The sequence below is a fragment of the Pseudomonas sp. 29 genome (genome assembly GCF_002754355.1).
Lineage (GTDB): Bacteria > Pseudomonadota > Gammaproteobacteria > Pseudomonadales > Pseudomonadaceae > Aquipseudomonas > Aquipseudomonas neuropathica.
Genome location: NZ_PEEY01000001.1, coordinates 363,033 through 379,686 on the forward strand (window position 1 = coordinate 363,033; position 16,654 = coordinate 379,686).

The window sequence follows — 16,654 nt, forward strand, 5'->3', positions numbered from 1 at the left end:
GACTCACCCCCATGTACTTCAAACGCACCTTGCTGGCCGCTGCAATCCCGCTGATGTTTACCTTCACTGGCGCCGCTCAGGCCCTGCAACTCAAATTCGCCGACATCCATCCCAAAGGCTATCCAACCGTGGAAGCCGAAGAAACCATGGGCAAGTCCCTGACCAAGGAAACCAACGGCGAGCTGACCTTCCAATACTTCCCGGGCGGCGTACTGGGCTCCGAAAAGGAAGTCATCGAGCAGATGCAAGTCGGCGCGGTGCAGATGTCACGCGTCAGTCTGGGTATCGTCGGCCCTGTCGTGCCGGATGTGAACGTATTCAACATGCCGTTTATCTTCCGCGACCAGCAACACATGCGTAAGGTCATTGATGGCCCGGTGGGCGACGAAATCCTCGACAAAATCACCAACTCTGAATTCGGCCTGGTGGCCCTGGCCTGGATGGACGGCGGCACGCGCAACATCTACACCAAGAAACCGGTGCGCAAGCTCGAAGACCTCAAGGGCATGAAAATCCGCGTGCAAGGCAACCCGATGTTCATCGACATGATGAACGCCATGGGCGGTAACGGCATCGCCATGGACACTGGCGAGATCTTCAGCGCCTTGCAGACCGGCGTCATCGACGGTGCGGAGAACAACCCGCCAACCCTGCTCGAACACAACCACTTCCAGAACGCCAAGTACTACAGCCTCACCGGACACCTGATCCTGCCAGAGCCGATCGTGATGTCGAAAATCACTTGGGAAAAACTGACCCCGGATCAGCAGACGCTGGTCAAGACCGCCGCCAAGGCTGCCCAAGCCGAAGAGCGCGTGCTGTGGGACAAGAAGTCCGCTGCCAGTGAAGAAAAACTCAAGGCCGCCGGCGTCGAGTTCATCGAGGTCGACAAGAAACCCTTCTACGACGCCACCGCACCGGTGCGGGAAAAGTACGGCGCGAAGTACGCCGACCTGATCAAGAAAATCGAAGCCGTTCAGTAACGCCTCCCGCTCCGTAATTTTGAAAAAGGCCCGGCATGCCTGATGGCTCAGGCACGCCGGGTTACGGTGGAACCCGATGAAGAATCTACTGCTGCGTATCAACGACAAGATCTACATGACGTGCATCTGGGTCGCCGGCCTTTCCGTTCTGGCGATCTCCCTGATGATTCCCTGGGGCGTGTTCGCCCGCTACGTGCTGGGCACCGGCTCGAGCTGGCCCGAGCCTACGGCGATTCTGTTGATGATGGTGTTTACCTTCATCGGCGCTGCCGCCAGTTACCGCGCCGGTGCGCACATGGCCGTGGCCATGCTCACCGATCGCATGCCTCCACAACTGAGATCTGCAGCGGCGATATTTTCACAACTGCTCATGGCGGCGATCTGCATCTTCATGACGATCTGGGGCGCCAAACTGTGCATGTCCACTTGGAATCAGTTCATGGCTGCTCTGCCCGATCTGCGGGTTGGCGTGACCTACTTGCCCATTCCCGTGGGCGGTTTGCTGACGCTGATTTTCGTGCTGGAAAAACTCTTGCTCGGTGATCAGAGCAAACGGCGGGTCGTGCAGTTCGACCTGGTGGAAGAAAGTGAAGGTGCCGCTTAATGGACGCTTTGATACTGCTGGGCAGTTTTATCGTATTGATCCTGATCGGCATGCCCGTCGCCTACGCGCTGGGCGCCGCCGCGCTGATCGGTGCATGGTGGATCGACATCCCGTTCCAGGCGGTGATGATCCAGGTCGCGTCAGGAGTGAACAAATTCTCGCTACTGGCCATTCCTTTCTTCGTGCTGGCCGGTGCAATCATGGCCGAGGGCGGCATGTCTCGCCGGTTGGTGGCGTGTGCCGGGGTACTGGTGGGTTTTGTCCGCGGTGGCCTGTCACTGGTCAACATTGTCGCCTCGACCTTTTTCGGCGCGATCTCCGGGTCGTCAGTGGCCGACACCGCGTCGGTGGGTTCGGTGCTGATTCCAGAAATGGAACGCAAGGGCTATCCACGGGATTTCTCCACTGCCGTGACCGTCAGCGGCTCGGTGCAAGCCCTGCTGACTCCGCCAAGCCATAACTCGGTGCTCTACTCCCTGGCCGCCGGCGGTACTGTTTCGATTGCCTCGCTGTTCATGGCCGGCATCGTGCCGGGCTTGATGATGAGCGCCTGCCTGATGGTGCTGTGCCTGATCTTCGCGAAAAAGCGCAACTACCCCAAAGGTGAAGTCATCCCGATGCGCCAGGCGTTGAAAATCGTCGGCGAGGCCCTCTGGGGCATGATGGCGATGGTGATCATCCTCGGCGGCATCCTCTCGGGGATCTTCACCGCGACCGAATCGGCGGCGATTGCCGTGCTGTGGTCATTCTTCGTCACCATGTTCATTTACCGCGACTACAAATGGAGTGAACTGCCGAAACTGATGCACCGCACCGTGCGAACGATTTCGATCGTGATGATCCTGATCGGTTTCGCTGCGAGCTTCGGCTACATCATGACCCTGATGCAGATTCCGGCGAAGATCACCACGCTGTTCCTGACCCTGTCGGACAACCGCTACGTGATCCTGATGTGCATCAACGTCATGCTGCTGTTGCTCGGCACGGTGATGGACATGGCGCCGCTGATCCTGATCCTGACGCCGATCCTGATGCCGGTGATTCTCGGTATCGGTGTGGATCCGGTGCAGTTCGGCATGATCATGCTGGTCAACCTCGGGATCGGGCTGATAACACCGCCGGTGGGCGCGGTGTTGTTTGTCGGTTCAGCGGTGGGCAAGGTCAGTATCGAAAGCACCGTGAAAGCGCTGCTGCCGTTTTACGCGGTGCTGTTTCTGGTGTTGATGCTGGTGACCTACATTCCGGCGATTTCGCTGTGGTTGCCACATCTGGTGTTGTAAGCCGATAAAAAACCGCAGCCCTTGATGGGCTGCGGTTTCTTTTGAAACTCACGCCCGCAACAACATATACCCCGCCACCACCAGACAGACACTGGCAAACCCCACCTGCAACGCCCGCGCCGGCACCCGCGCACAGAGCTTGCGGCCGATGATCATGCCGACAATGCTGGCGACGATAAACGCCGCGCCCTGCCCGTCAATCCGCACGCCTGCGTGAAACGAGCCGATCACCCCGATTGCCGAAATCAGACTGATCACCATCAACGACGTAGCAACAATCCCGCGCATTTGCACATCGGTCAGTTGCTTGAACGCCGGCACGATCAGAAAACCGCCACCGACACCGAGCAAACCGGACACCACCCCGGTAATCGCGCCCAAAGCAGCCAGGGTTGCGGTGCATTTGGCGGTCCAGTCAAAGCGCCCGGTTTGTTCATTGAGCATGCAATTCTTCTGTCCCCAACTGGCGTGGCCATGATCACTCGGCCCCTCCTGCTGGCGCTCGCGGCGCAACATGCGCCAGGCCACCATGACCATCAGCAGACTGAACAGGATCATCAGGATTTTCTCCGGCAACTGGTGCGCGAAGTAAATGCCCAACGGCGAAAACACCGCGCCCAACGCCGCAATCAACAGCGCCGCGCGATAGCGCACCAGGCCATGACGCAAACCGTCGATGGCACCGACCGCCGCCGCACTGCCGACCGCAAACAACGCCACCGGCGCTGCCTGCGTCATCGTCCAGCCAAGCCCGAGCACCAGCGCCGGCACCGCCAGAATGCCACCGCCGGCCCCGGTCAAACCGAGGACCAACCCCATCACCACACCAAACAGGCTTGCCAGCAACATAGGATGTTCTCAGTCGACTTTGGACAGGCCGGTCAGCCACTCGCGCCCTTTGAGCATGCCGTTCCAGTAGAACCACGGCAGCAGCGTCGCCTTGAGCAACCACGCCGAGCGCCGCGCCACGGTCGGGTCCATCGGGAAGGTCGGCAGCAACTTACCGGCATAACCGAACTCGGCAAGAATCACCTTGCCCTTCTCCACCGTCAGCGGGCAGGAACCGTAACCGTCGTACTTCAGCGGCAGCGGTTGTTGCTTGCGCTGGGCGAGCAGGTTTTCCGCGACCACCACCACTTGTTTACGCACTGCTGCGGCGGTTTTCGCATTGCTGGTGCCGCAGATATCACCCAGCGCGAACACGTTTGGATAACGCAGGTGTTGCAGGCTGTGCGGATTGACTTCGCACCAGCCGGCCGCATCGGCCAAAGGACTTTGCGCGATGAAATCCGGCGACACCTGCGGCGGCACCACGTGCAACAGATCGAAGGTTTTCGCTACGCGGCTGACGTTGCCGTCGGCGTACTTGATCTCGAACCAGGCGGTTTTCGCCGGACCATCGACCTTGACCAGATTCGAGTTAAAGGCCAATTGCGCGTTGTATTTCTCGATGTACTTCATCAACGGCGGCACAAACGTCGCCACGCCGAACAGCGCCGCACCCGCAAGATTGAATTCGACATGGATGTTGTTCAACACGGCGGTTTTGCGCCAGTGATCGCAGGACAGGTACAGCGCTTTTTGCGGCGCTCCGGCGCATTTGATCGGCATCGCCGGCTGGGTGAACAGCGCTTTGCCGCCGCGCAGTTTCTGCACCTGATCCCAGGTGTACTGCGCGTGCTGATAGCTGTAATTGGAGGTGACGCCGTGCTGGCCGAGGCTCTCTTGCAAGCCTTCGATCTTCTCCCAGGCCAGGCGCAGACCGGGGCAGACGATCAGGTTCTGATAGCTGACCGTGCGTTGATCGTTGAGGGTGAGTTGGCGTTTGTCCGGGTCGATTGCGGTGACCGCCGCTTGCAGCCAGTTCGCTTGCCGGGGCATGACCTTGTTCATCGGCCGTGCGGTGTCTTTGACGTCGTAGGCGCCACCGCCGACCAGCGTCCACGCCGGTTGGTAGTAATGCTGGGCGCTCGGTTCGATCACGGTAATTTTCAGCGCAGGGTCACGCTTGAGCAGGCTGGCGACAAAACCGATACCGGCCGTACCGCCGCCGATGACCACGATGTCTGCACTGATGGATGGGCCCCAGTGTTGATCGTTCATTGCTTGTTCCTTTTGCTGCACGCAAGGATTTCTCAGTCTTCACACAAATCCATTGTAGGAGTGAGCCTGCTCGCGATAGCGGTGTGTCAGTCAATAAGGATGTTGGCTGACCCACCGCTATCGCGAGCAGGCTCACTCCTACAGGGGTTGTGTGTTGGCTGGCATTTATTGATGACCGAGACTTTTCAGCACGGCGCCGCAATACAACCCGGAGAGGGTCTTCATGACCTGAATGACTTCCGGACTGGCGAGGCCGTAGAAAATGTACTTGCCTTCACGCCGAGTCGCGACCAGGCCTTCATCCCGCAGGATGCCCAGTTGCTGGGACAGCGTCGGCTGGCGCACGCCGGTCATCTTTTCCAGTTCGCCAACGTTGCGCTCGCCCTGGGTCAGTTGACACAGGATCAACAGGCGATCCTCATTGGCCATGGCCTTGAGCAACGCGCAGGCCTTGGAGGCCGAGGCGCGCAGTTGGGCGACTTCACATTCGGTCAGACTGGATTGCATTTGCACGAGGCCTTCAAGGTCACTTAAGCTGCGAACATTATGTTTTTAGATAAAGTGTTGCAACCCATTTTCCTTGTTCAGGTTGGTGTCCATGCCCGCGCAGATTGAAGCTTTTCTCGACCCCGCCTCTTCGACCTACAGCTACGTGGTCTATGAAACCGACGGCGGGCAATGTGCGATCGTCGATCCGGTGCTCGATTACGACGGCGCCGCCGGACGCACCTGCACCGCCCAGGCCGACAAAATCATCGCCTTCGTCCGCGCGCACAATCTGCAAGTGCAGTGGCTGCTGGAAACCCATGCCCACGCCGATCACCTGTCCGCCGCGCCTTATCTGCGCCGGGAGCTGGGCGGGAAAATCGCCATTGGTGAATCGATCAGCAAAGTGCAAAACGTGTTCAAGGCGCTGTTCAATCTGGAGCCGGAGTTCTGCGTCGATGGCTCGCAGTTCGATCACCTGTTTGCGCCAAACGAGTCATTCAGGATCGGCAATCTCAAAGCCACTGCCCTGCATGTGCCTGGGCATACCCCGGCGGACATGGCCTACTTGATCGACGGCGAACAGATTCTGGTGGGCGACACGCTGTTCATGCCCGACGTCGGCACCGCGCGCTGCGACTTTCCCGGCGGCAACGCCCATCAGTTGTTCAACTCGATTCATAAACTGCTGGCCTTTCCGGCCAGCGTGAAACTCTACGTTTGCCACGATTACCCGCCCGAGGGCCGCACCGCGCAGTGCCAAACCACCGTCGGGGAGCAGCGCAAAAGCAACATTCATGTGCATGACGGGATTGATGAGGCGGCATTTGTCGAGATGCGCACACAGCGTGATGCCGGGCTGGGCATGCCGACGCTGTTGCTGCCGGCAATTCAGGTCAATGTGCGGGCGGGGAATCTGCCGGCGGCGGAAGACAACGGCGTGGTTTATCTGAAGATCCCGATCAATAAGCTTTAACAGCACAAGATCGCAGCCTGCGGCAGCTCCTACATCGATCGTTCCCCACGCTCTGCGTGAGAATGCTGCCGGGGACGCTCCGCGTTCCGCTTCGGGTCAGGCGCCTAACGTCAACCCATTCGCCGGCAACGGCAACGCGGTTTTGTAGCGCACCTGCTTGAGCGCAAAGCTTGACCGGATATTTGCCACACCCGGCACTTTGGTCAGGAAGTCCATCATGAACCGCTCCAGTGACTGAATCGTCGGCACCAACACCCGAATCAGATAATCCGGATCGCCAGCCATCAGATAACACTCCATCACCTCGGGGCGATCAGAAATCGCCTCCTCGAAATGCTGCAACGCCTCCTCCACCTGTTTCTCCAGGCTGACATGGATGAACACGTTCACATGCAGCCCCAGCAGGTCGGCATCCAGCAACGTGACCTGCTCGCGAATCAGCCCTAATTCCTCCATCGCTTTCACCCGATTGAAACAAGGCGTCGGCGACAGATTCACCGAGCGTGCGAGGTCGGCGTTGGTGATGCGCGCATTCTCCTGAAGGCTGTTGAGAATGCCGATATCGGTACGGTCCAGTTTGCGCATGAGACAAAACCACCTGTTTTTTATGTTTATGCAGAATTTCTATCTGCAAATCATCTCCAGCGCAACGAAACAGAGATAAATATTCTTCTTGCCCGGGCCTATGATTGTTGTAGGACAAGATTTCTTCTACCGAAGAATGACTGCCAGCTCACTACAAGAAATTCACAAGATCGAGCGTAGAAGCCATGACCCAAGCGTATGAACCGCTGCGTCTGCACGTCCCTGAACCCTCGGGCCGTCCAGGCTGCAAAACCGATTTTTCCTACCTGCATCTGACCGATGCCGGTACGGTGCGCAAACCTTCCATTGATGTCGAACCTGCCGACACCGCCGACCTGGCGCGTGGCCTGATCCGTGTGCTCGACGATCAGGGCAACGCCCTCGGCCCCTGGGCCGAAAACGTCCCGGTCGAGATCCTTCGCAAGGGCATGCGCGCCATGCTCAAGACGCGGATCTACGACAACCGCATGGTGGTCGCCCAGCGTCAGAAAAAAATGTCGTTCTACATGCAGAGCCTCGGCGAAGAAGCCATCGGCAGTGCTCAGGCTCTGGCCTTGAACATCGACGACATGTGCTTCCCGACTTATCGCCAGCAAAGCATCCTGATGGCCCGCGAAGTGCCGCTGGTCGACCTGATCTGCCAGTTGCTGTCCAACGAGCGCGATCCGCTCAAGGGCCGTCAGTTGCCGATCATGTACTCGGTCAAGGACGCTGGCTTCTTCACCATCTCCGGCAACCTCGCCACCCAGTTCATTCAAGCCGTCGGCTGGGGCATGGCTTCGGCGATCAAGGGCGACACGAAAATCGCTTCGGCGTGGATCGGTGACGGCGCTACCGCCGAATCGGACTTCCACACCGCCCTCACCTTCGCCCACGTTTATCGCGCGCCGGTGATCCTCAACGTGGTGAATAACCAGTGGGCGATTTCGACCTTCCAGGCCATCGCCGGTGGTGAAGCCACCACCTTCGCCGGACGCGGCGTCGGTTGCGGCATCGCTTCGCTGCGCGTGGATGGCAACGACTTCTACGCGGTGTATGCGGCATCTGCCTGGGCTGCCGAACGCGCTCGCCGCAACCTCGGCCCGACCATGATCGAATGGGTCACCTACCGCGCCGGTCCGCACTCGACCTCCGACGATCCGTCGAAATATCGCCCGGCCGATGACTGGAGCCACTTCCCGCTCGGCGACCCGATCGCCCGTCTCAAACAGCATCTGATCAAGGTCGGTCACTGGTCAGAAGAAGAGCACGCCGCCGTCAGCGCCGAACTCGAAGCCGAAGTGATTGCCGCGCAGAAACAGGCCGAACAGTACGGCACCCTCGCCGGCGGTCAGATTCCAAGCGCCGCGACCATGTTCGAAGACGTCTACAAAGAGATGCCGGAGCACTTGAAGCGCCAGCGTCAGCAGTTGGGGATCTGACATGAACGATCACAACAACAATATTCAGTTGGAAACCGCCATGACCACGACCACCATGACCATGATCCAGGCCCTGCGCTCGGCCATGGATGTGATGCTTGAGCGTGACGACAATGTGGTGGTGTTCGGTCAGGACGTCGGCTACTTCGGCGGCGTGTTCCGTTGCACCGAAGGCCTGCAGACCAAGTACGGCACCTCGCGCGTATTCGACGCACCTATCTCGGAAAGCGGCATCGTCGGTGTTGCCGTGGGCATGGGTGCTTATGGTTTGCGCCCGGTCGCCGAAATTCAGTTCGCCGACTACGTCTACCCTGCCTCCGACCAGATCATTTCCGAAGCCGCGCGCCTGCGTTATCGCTCGGCCGGCGAGTTCACCGCACCGATGACCCTGCGCATGCCCTGCGGCGGCGGCATCTACGGCGGCCAGACCCACAGCCAGAGCATCGAGGCGATGTTCACTCAGGTTTGCGGTCTGCGCACGGTCATGCCGTCCAACCCGTATGACGCCAAAGGCTTGCTGATCGCCTCCATCGAAAACGATGACCCGGTGATCTTCCTTGAGCCGAAACGCCTGTACAACGGCCCGTTCGACGGCCACCACGATCGCCCGGTAACGCCGTGGTCGAAACACCCGCAAGCCCAGGTGCCGGACGGTTACTACACCGTGCCGCTGGACGTCGCCGCGATCACCCGTCCGGGCAAGGACGTGACCGTGCTGACCTACGGCACCACCGTCTACGTCTCGCAAGTCGCGGCCGAAGAATCCGGCGTTGATGCCGAAGTCATCGACCTGCGCAGCCTGTGGCCGCTGGACCTGGAAACCATCGTCAAGTCGGTGAAGAAGACCGGCCGTTGCGTGGTGGTTCACGAAGCCACCCGCACTTGCGGTTTCGGCGCCGAACTGGTGTCGCTGGTGCAAGAGCATTGCTTCCATCACCTGGAAGCGCCGATCGAACGCGTCACCGGTTGGGACACCCCCTACCCGCACGCGCAAGAGTGGGCGTATTTCCCTGGGCCGTCCCGAGTGGGCGCGGCGTTGAAACGGGTTATGGAGGTCTGAATGGGCACGCACGTTATCAAGATGCCGGACATCGGCGAAGGCATCGCAGAAGTCGAACTGTCGCAGTGGCACGTCAAGGTTGGCGATCTGGTCGTTGAGGACCAGGTGCTGGCGGACGTGATGACCGACAAGGCGATGGTCGATATTCCATCGCCGGTACACGGGAAAGTGATTGCGCTCGGTGGTCAGCCAGGTGAAGTGATGGCGGTTGGCAGTGTGTTGATCAGCATTGAGGTGGAAGGGGCCGGCAATCTGAAAGAATCGGCCGCGCCTGCTCCCGTCAAAGAAGCACCTGCTGCACCGAAAGCTGAAACCGTGGTGGAAAGCAAACCTGCTGCCGCACCACGTCCAGCTGCAGTTTGCCAAGGCCCGATGGTTGCCCGCGAAGCGGATGAGCGCCCACTGGCCTCGCCGGCCGTGCGCAAACATGCACTGGATCTGGGGATTCAATTGCGTCTGGTACGCGGTTCCGGCCCGGCCGGTCGTGTGTTGCACGAAGACCTCGAGGCCTATCTGGCGCAAGGTCAGTCAAATGCTTCGGCGCCGGTTGCCGCTGCTTACGCACAGCGTAACGACGAAGAACAGATTCAAGTGATCGGCATGCGTCGCAAGATCGCCCAACGCATGCAGGACGCCACTCAGCGTGCCGCGCATTTCAGCTACGTCGAAGAAATCGACGTTACCGCGATTGAAGAACTGCGCGCGCATCTCAATGAAAAACACGGCGCCAGCCGTGGCAAGTTGACCTTGCTGCCGTTCCTCGTCCGCGCTCTGGTTGTGGCCCTGCGCGACTTCCCGCAGATGAATGCCCGTTACGACGACGAAGCCCAGGTCATCACTCGCCTCGGCGCGGTGCATGTCGGCGTCGCCACGCAAAGCGATGTCGGCCTGATGGTGCCGGTGGTGCGTCACGCCGAGGCGCGCAGCCTGTGGGACAGTGCTACAGAAATCTCGCGTTTGGCCAACGCCGCGCGTAATGGCAAGGCCAGCCGTGATGAACTGTCCGGCTCGACCATCACCCTGACCAGCCTCGGTGCACTGGGCGGCATCGTCAGCACGCCGGTGCTGAATCTGCCGGAAGTAGCGATCGTCGGCGTCAACAAAATCGTCGAACGGCCGATGGTCGTCAAAGGCCAGGTGGTGATCCGCAAGATGATGAACCTCTCCAGCTCCTTCGATCACCGCGTGGTCGACGGCATGGATGCGGCACTCTTCATCCAGGCGATTCGTGGCTTGATCGAACAACCTGCCACTTTGTTTGTGGAGTAAGGCGCGCATGCAATCTCTGAACACTACGCTGCTGATCATCGGCGGCGGCCCCGGCGGTTATGTAACGGCGATTCGCGCCGGGCAACTGGGCATCCCGACGATTCTGGTCGAAGGCCAATCTCTGGGCGGCACCTGCCTGAACATCGGCTGCATCCCGTCGAAAGCGCTGATTCATGTGGCTGAGCAGTTTCACCAGACCCGGCATCACAGCCAGCATTCGGCGCTGGGCATCAGCGTTGCCGCACCGAGCCTCGACATCACGAAAAGCGTCGAGTGGAAGGACGGCATCGTTGATCGCCTGACCACTGGCGTGGCGGCGCTGCTGAAGAAGAACAAGGTTCAGGTCATCAATGGCTGGGCCAAAGTCATCGACGGCAAGACTGTTGAAGTCGGCGACACGCGCATCCAGTGCGAGCACCTGGTGCTGGCCACCGGTTCGACCAGCGTCAATCTGCCGATCCTGCCGATTGGCGGGCCGATCATCTCCTCCACCGAAGCGCTGGCGCCGAAATCCGTGCCTAAGCGTCTGGTGGTGGTGGGCGGTGGTTACATTGGTCTGGAACTGGGCATTGCTTATCGCAAGCTCGGCGCCGAGGTCAGTGTGGTCGAGGCGCAGGATCGTATCTTGCCGGCCTACGATGCGGAGCTGACGCAACCGGTGCATGAAGCGTTGAAGCAACTGGGCGTGAAGCTGTACCTCAAACACAGCGTGCTGGGTTTCGATGGCACCTTGCAGGTGCGCGATCCGGAGGGCGAAACCCTGAATCTGGAAACCGATCAGGTGCTGGTCGCCGTCGGCCGCAAACCGAATACCCAGGGCTGGAACCTCGAAGCGCTGAACCTGGATATGAACGGTTCGGCGATCAAGATCGACAGTCGCTGCCAGACCAGCATGCGCAACGTCTACGCCATCGGCGATCTGAGCGGCGAGCCGATGCTGGCCCACCGCGCCATGGCTCAGGGCGAGATGGTTGCCGAGTTGATCAGCGGCAAAACCCGTGAATTCAACCCGACTGCGATTGCTGCCGTGTGCTTCACCGACCCGGAACTGGTAGTGGTCGGCAAGACGCCGGACGAGGCCAAGGCTGCGGGGCTGGACTGCATTGTTTCGAGTTTCCCGTTCGCCGCCAATGGCCGGGCGATGACGCTGGAGTCAAAAAGCGGCTTCGTGCGCGTGGTCGCTCGTCGGGATAACCATGTGATTGTCGGCTGGCAAGCGGTGGGCGTTGGCGTGTCGGAGTTGTCGACAGCGTTTGCGCAAAGCCTGGAAATGGGCGCGCGGCTGGAAGACATCGGCGGCACCATTCACGCGCATCCGACCCTGGGTGAAGCGGTGCAGGAAGCGGCGTTGCGTGCTTTGGGGCATGCGTTGCACCTGTAGGCCCCTTCGCGAGCAAGCTCGCTCCCACATTTGGAATGCATTCCCCTGTGGGAGCGAGCTTGCTCGCGAATTCCTGAGGGCAACACGATTTATCTGTGTGCCATCCGATAGTCCGGGCTGCGAAACCGCTCAAGAATGAAGTATTGTTGTGCCCATCCAAAAAACGTCAGAAGCCTTGAACCGTTTCGGCGGTTGTTCAGTGATAGAGGGTGTCATGGGTAACGAAAGCATCAATTGGGACAAGCTGGGTTTTGACTACATCAAGACCGACAAACGCTATCTGTCGTACTTTCGCGATGGCGAGTGGGACAAAGGCACCCTGACCGAAGATAACGTGCTGCACATCAGCGAAGGCTCGACGGCCCTTCACTATGGCCAGCAATGCTTCGAAGGCATGAAGGCCTATCGTTGCAAGGACGGCTCGATCAATCTGTTCCGCCCGGACCAGAACGCCCTGCGCATGCAACGCAGCTGCGCGCGTCTGCTGATGCCGACGGTCGACACCGAGCAGTTCATCGAAGCCTGCAAAGCCGTGGTTCGCGCCAACGAACGCTTCATTCCGCCATACGGCACCGGAGGCGCGCTGTACCTGCGTCCGTTCGTGATTGGCGTCGGTGACAACATCGGCGTGCGCACTGCGCCCGAGTTCATCTTCTCGATCTTCTGCATCCCGGTCGGCGCCTACTTCAAGGGCGGCCTGACCCCACACAACTTCCAGATCTCCAGCTACGACCGCGCCGCCCCACAAGGCACCGGCGCAGCCAAGGTCGGCGGCAACTACGCGGCCAGCCTGATGCCGGGCTCGAAAGCGAAGAAAGCCAACTTCGCCGACGCGATCTATCTGGATCCGATGACCCACACCAAGATCGAAGAAGTCGGTTCGGCCAACTTCTTCGGGATCACCCACGACAACAAGTTCATCACCCCGAACTCGCCGTCGGTTCTGCCAGGCATCACCCGCCTGTCGTTGATCGAACTGGCCAAGACCCGTCTGGGCCTGGAAGTGGTTGAAGGTGATGTGCTGATCGACAAGCTGTCGGACTTCAAGGAAGCCGGCGCTTGCGGTACGGCTGCGGTGATCACCCCGATCGGTGGGATCAGCTACAACGACCATCTGCACGTGTTCCACAGTGAAACCGAAGTCGGCCCGGTGACCCAGAAGCTCTACAAAGAGCTGACTGGCGTGCAGACCGGCGACATCGAAGCGCCAGCGGGCTGGATCGTCAAGGTTTGATTTGACGGGTGTTGATGTAGAAAAGCCCTCCACCGAGTGATTGGTGGGGGGCTTTTTTATGGCGTTTGGCGGGGATTGTTGTGTAGGGCTTGAGATCTTTTCCCCCTCACCCCAGCCCTCTCCCCCAGGGGGGCGAGGGGGAAAGGGAGCCGATTTTTGTGCTTTTCAAAACCTGAGTTCGACTTGATCGTTCAGGTCGATGGAGCAAGTCCGAACACCTCGGTCAGTCCCCTCTCCCTCTGGGAGAGGGTTAGGGTGAGGGGGTTTTCAGCGTTATCCGTTTACCAAGCCGATCAGCAATCCCACTCGCCTGCCCATTCTGCTGCTTCCCCATCCGCGCCTGCGTAATCAACCCGGGAATCAACTCCCCCTCCGGCAGATTCTTCCAGAACCGCGCCGGCAAATGCCCCTGCATAACCTTCTCGTTCAACCGCGCTGGATTAAAGATGTGGCTGTAATAGGTCAGCCAAAGATCACCATGAGGATCATCGACGTTCTGCGCCAACTGCTGCCATTCCAGCGGGCATTGCCGTTGATGGATCAGTTGCTCGCCATCGTAATAGACCCCGTCACGCGGGGTGGCGATCAACCAGCGATGGCGACCCATCCGCCCGATGAAATGCTCACTGGCGCTGTGCAGAATGTCGTGGGCCGGCTCATGCCAAGCCACATATTGCGGACCCGCGCTGGATGAAGGCCGCTCGATGAAACGCACAAACGCATGCAGATGATGAGCTTCCCGATGCACTTGTTTGATCCGTCGCTGCAACTCGCTGCCGAGTTTGTCCCCGGACATCATCGCGGTACGGTCGCCGTGGCTGACGCGCCACAGCACTTCATACAGCAAACTCCAGCGTTGATCACCGCGATAACGCGAGGCCTGTTCCAGGGTGTCGAGCAGCGCTCGCGGGATACGTGCCTGAAATGGCCCCTGCCCTTCAGGCACCGGCTCATCACTGGCAAACAGATCACCCACACCTTGCGAGGCCCAGCTCACCAGACTCGGATCGACTTCATGGCTTAGCAGCCAGCGCGCCTGCTGGCGCCAGGTGTCGAACAGGTCGTCGCAATCGAGATTGATCATCCCCACAACCCCATCTGTTGCGGCATCGGCCGGTCACGCAATTGCTGATAAAGCATATGGCTGGTGACCTCGGCCTGCTGCGGGTGATAGTCGCTGGTGATGATGAACGGCTTGGCCTTGGCCAGCACGCAGCGCATACGCGCGACGTCTTCGTAACGGATGCGCCGCTGGCGGCGCAGCTCGACCAGTCGTTCGGTGGTGCGCAAGCCGATACCGGGAATACGCGCAATCAGGGAAGCTTCGGCACGGTTCAGATCGAGCGGGAACACCTCGCGATTTTGCAACGCCCAGGCCAGTTTCGGGTCGATGTCCAGCGCCAGATTACCCGGTCCCTTGAGCAATTCATCAGCACTGTAGCCGTAGCTGCGCAGGAGAAAATCGGCCTGATACAAACGGTGTTCGCGCATCAGCGGCGGCGCGGCCAGTGGCACGCTTTTCGGGCTGTCGGGGATCGGGCTGAAGGCCGAATAGTAGACCCGGCGCAAACGGAAGTTGCCGTACAAGGCCTGGGCGCTGTGGAGGATGGTGCTGTCATCGGTGTCATCGGCGCCGACAATCAGTTGCGTGCTCTGCCCGGCCGGGGCGAATTTCGCCGAGCGCGGTTCGTTCAGCACGGTCTGCACGCCGGTGTAGATGGTGTTCATCGCCTGTTTGATCGAAGTGATGTCCTTCTCCGGTGCCAGCACTTGCAGGCTGGCATCGGTGGGCAGTTCGATATTGACGCTCAGGCGATCGGCGTAGCGGCCAGCCTCTTCAATCAATGCCGGATCGGCTTCGGGAATGGTCTTGAGATGGATGTACCCGCGAAACTCATGCTCTTCACGCAGCAGCTTCGCCACCCGCACCAGTTGCTCCATGGTGTAGTCCGCCGAGCGAATGATGCCGGAACTGAGAAACAGCCCGCTGACGCAGTTACGCCGGTAGAAATCCATGGTCAGCGCCACGACTTCCTCGGGGGTGAAGCGTGCGCGCGGGACATCGCTGGAGCGGCGGTTGACGCAGTACTGGCAATCGTAAAGGCAGAAGTTGGTCAGCAGAATCTTCAACAACGACACGCAGCGCCCGTCCGGCGTGTAGCTGTGGCAGATGCCCATGCCATCGGTCGAGCCCAGGCCGCTCTTGCCCTCGGAGCTGCGCTTGGGCGCGCCGCTGCTCGCGCAGGAGGCGTCGTACTTGGCGGCGTCGGCGAGGATGCTGAGCTTGTCGATGATTTGCATGGCGCGGGCTCTATACTGTTTTTATATACAGTATAGGGTCGGCAGCGGTGATACAAGGTGGCAGATGCGCCCCTCGTCGGTCAGAAGCTGAAAATCAAAAGATCGCAGCCTTCGGCAGCTCCTACAGGGATTCGGTACGGTCGGAATTTATCGGGTGGGCACGCTTTACGGCTGGCTGCGATCTTTTGATCTGCCCGTCTGCCGGTAACTCAACGCCAAACCGCGCACCGATCTCCTTGCGCCCCAGCGCCGTCAACGCCAGCGCCCGACTGTCCAGATCCTGGGTCACCCACTTGCGCTTCAACGCGGTCTGCAACAGCGCCGCCCCCAGCGAACCACCGAGATGCGGCCGGCGCATGCTCCAGTCCAGGCACGGACAGGCAAACTTGCGGCGCAGGCTGGTCAAATCATGCACATCGATACCCAGCCCGAGAAACAGCGCCTCCCCGCTTTCACTCAAGCGATACGCCTGCTCGTCGGTTGCCACCAACCAACCGCCCTCGATCAAACGGTCATGCAGCATCACCGCCAGCGTCCCGGCCATGTGGTCATAGCAGGTGCGCGCAAATTGCAGGCGATCCGGGGTGTGCGCCTTGAACGTCGGCACGGCGTTCTGGCCAATCACCATCAACGCTTCCAGCGCCTGCGCCACGCGCTGATCGGCGAGGCTGTAATAGCGATGACGGCCCTGCACATGCAGGCGCAGCAGTGCCAGGTCCTTGAGTTTCGCCAGGTGCACGCTGGCGGTCGAGGCGCTGACTTCGGCGATCGTCGCCAATTCAGTGCTGGTGCGGGCGTGGCCGTCCATCAGCGAACAGAGGATTTTCGTTCGCGCCGGCTCGGCGATGGCGGCGGCCACTTGGGAAACGCCGATGTCTTGATGTTCTGCGTGCATAGTTCGCTCCCGGACGAATCATCGTCGTTGCGCAGTGGAGATAGTAGCAACACTTTCCCCGCCGACAAGGATGCAA

General features: G+C 60.0%; 16 protein-coding genes. 9 read left to right on the plus strand and 7 right to left on the minus strand.

Features of this window, described 5'->3' with window-relative positions:
• Positions 1 to 11: 11 nt before the first annotated feature.
• The 3 genes from CLU80_RS01605 to CLU80_RS01615 all read left to right on the plus strand — a co-directional run bounded on the left by CLU80_RS01605 (position 12) and on the right by CLU80_RS01615 (position 2,867).
• A complete protein-coding gene (locus CLU80_RS01605) occupies positions 12 to 983 on the plus strand; it encodes a TRAP transporter substrate-binding protein (protein ID WP_099756577.1) in 972 nt (323 codons plus the stop codon).
• Positions 984 to 1,059: 76 nt separating this feature from the next.
• Positions 1,060 to 1,587, plus strand: coding sequence for a TRAP transporter small permease (locus CLU80_RS01610; protein ID WP_038365548.1), 528 nt, complete (start codon positions 1,060 to 1,062; stop codon positions 1,585 to 1,587).
• Entirely contained in the window at positions 1,587 to 2,867 is a 1,281-nt protein-coding gene (locus tag CLU80_RS01615; protein ID WP_099756578.1) for a TRAP transporter large permease, read from the plus strand. Before CLU80_RS01610 ends, CLU80_RS01615 begins: the two co-directional genes overlap by 1 nt.
• A 48-nt stretch (positions 2,868 to 2,915) precedes the next feature.
• On the opposite strand, the gene CLU80_RS01620 is transcribed toward CLU80_RS01615, so the two are convergent.
• The 3 genes from CLU80_RS01620 to CLU80_RS01635 form a co-directional block, all read right to left on the minus strand.
• Positions 2,916 to 3,716, minus strand: a complete 801-nt coding sequence (locus CLU80_RS01620; protein ID WP_007915096.1) for a sulfite exporter TauE/SafE family protein — start codon at positions 3,714 to 3,716, stop codon at positions 2,916 to 2,918.
• A gap of 9 nt (positions 3,717 to 3,725) precedes the next feature.
• Positions 3,726 to 4,970 (minus strand): NAD(P)/FAD-dependent oxidoreductase, encoded by a 1,245-nt coding sequence (locus CLU80_RS01625; RefSeq protein ID WP_099756579.1) that lies wholly within the window; start codon positions 4,968 to 4,970, stop codon positions 3,726 to 3,728.
• Positions 4,971 to 5,135: 165 nt separating this feature from the next.
• Positions 5,136 to 5,477 carry an ArsR/SmtB family transcription factor gene (locus tag CLU80_RS01635; RefSeq protein WP_007915092.1) on the minus strand — a complete coding sequence of 114 codons (342 nt, stop codon included), beginning with the start codon at positions 5,475 to 5,477 and terminating at the stop codon, positions 5,136 to 5,138.
• 91 nt (positions 5,478 to 5,568) lie between these two features.
• On the opposite strand from CLU80_RS01635, the gene CLU80_RS01640 reads away from it, so the two are divergent.
• Entirely contained in the window at positions 5,569 to 6,432 is an 864-nt protein-coding gene (locus CLU80_RS01640; protein WP_093440952.1) for an MBL fold metallo-hydrolase, read from the plus strand.
• 96 nt (positions 6,433 to 6,528) lie between these two features.
• Here the strand turns inward: CLU80_RS01640 and bkdR are convergent, their stop codons facing one another.
• Positions 6,529 to 7,017, minus strand: a complete 489-nt coding sequence (bkdR, locus tag CLU80_RS01645; RefSeq protein WP_025111414.1) for a Bkd operon transcriptional regulator BkdR — start codon at positions 7,015 to 7,017, stop codon at positions 6,529 to 6,531.
• Between the two features lie 185 nt (positions 7,018 to 7,202).
• Between bkdR and CLU80_RS01650 the strand changes: the two genes are divergently transcribed.
• The 5 genes from CLU80_RS01650 (at position 7,203) to CLU80_RS01670 (ending at position 13,382) form a co-directional block, all read left to right on the plus strand.
• On the plus strand, positions 7,203 to 8,438 hold the full coding sequence (locus CLU80_RS01650) for a 3-methyl-2-oxobutanoate dehydrogenase (2-methylpropanoyl-transferring) subunit alpha (RefSeq protein ID WP_003224001.1): 1,236 nt from the start codon (positions 7,203 to 7,205) through the stop codon (positions 8,436 to 8,438).
• A 1-nt stretch (position 8,439) separates the two neighbouring features.
• Positions 8,440 to 9,498, plus strand: coding sequence for an alpha-ketoacid dehydrogenase subunit beta (locus tag CLU80_RS01655; protein WP_003224000.1), 1,059 nt, complete (start codon positions 8,440 to 8,442; stop codon positions 9,496 to 9,498).
• Positions 9,499 to 10,767 (plus strand): dihydrolipoamide acetyltransferase family protein, encoded by a 1,269-nt coding sequence (locus CLU80_RS01660; protein WP_099756581.1) that lies wholly within the window; start codon positions 9,499 to 9,501, stop codon positions 10,765 to 10,767.
• A 7-nt stretch (positions 10,768 to 10,774) separates the two neighbouring features.
• On the plus strand, positions 10,775 to 12,148 hold the full coding sequence (gene lpdA / locus CLU80_RS01665) for a dihydrolipoyl dehydrogenase (protein WP_099756582.1): 1,374 nt from the start codon (positions 10,775 to 10,777) through the stop codon (positions 12,146 to 12,148).
• Positions 12,149 to 12,362: 214 nt separating this feature from the next.
• The gene (locus tag CLU80_RS01670; RefSeq protein WP_007915073.1) at positions 12,363 to 13,382 is read left to right on the plus strand and encodes a branched-chain amino acid aminotransferase; all 1,020 of its coding nucleotides are present in this window, start codon (positions 12,363 to 12,365) and stop codon (positions 13,380 to 13,382) included.
• Between the two features lie 250 nt (positions 13,383 to 13,632).
• Here CLU80_RS01670 and CLU80_RS01675 read toward each other — a convergent pair whose 3' ends face one another.
• The 3 genes from CLU80_RS01675 to CLU80_RS01685 form a co-directional block, all read right to left on the minus strand.
• Complete coding sequence (locus CLU80_RS01675; protein ID WP_099756583.1) at positions 13,633 to 14,466, minus strand: TIGR03915 family putative DNA repair protein; 834 nt, start codon at positions 14,464 to 14,466, stop codon at positions 13,633 to 13,635.
• A complete protein-coding gene (locus CLU80_RS01680; protein WP_093440974.1) occupies positions 14,463 to 15,683 on the minus strand; it encodes a putative DNA modification/repair radical SAM protein in 1,221 nt (406 codons plus the stop codon). The genes CLU80_RS01675 and CLU80_RS01680 overlap by 4 nt, the downstream gene beginning before the upstream one ends.
• A gap of 121 nt (positions 15,684 to 15,804) precedes the next feature.
• A complete protein-coding gene (locus CLU80_RS01685) occupies positions 15,805 to 16,578 on the minus strand; it encodes an ArsR/SmtB family transcription factor (RefSeq protein WP_099756584.1) in 774 nt (257 codons plus the stop codon).
• Positions 16,579 to 16,654 lie beyond the last annotated feature (76 nt).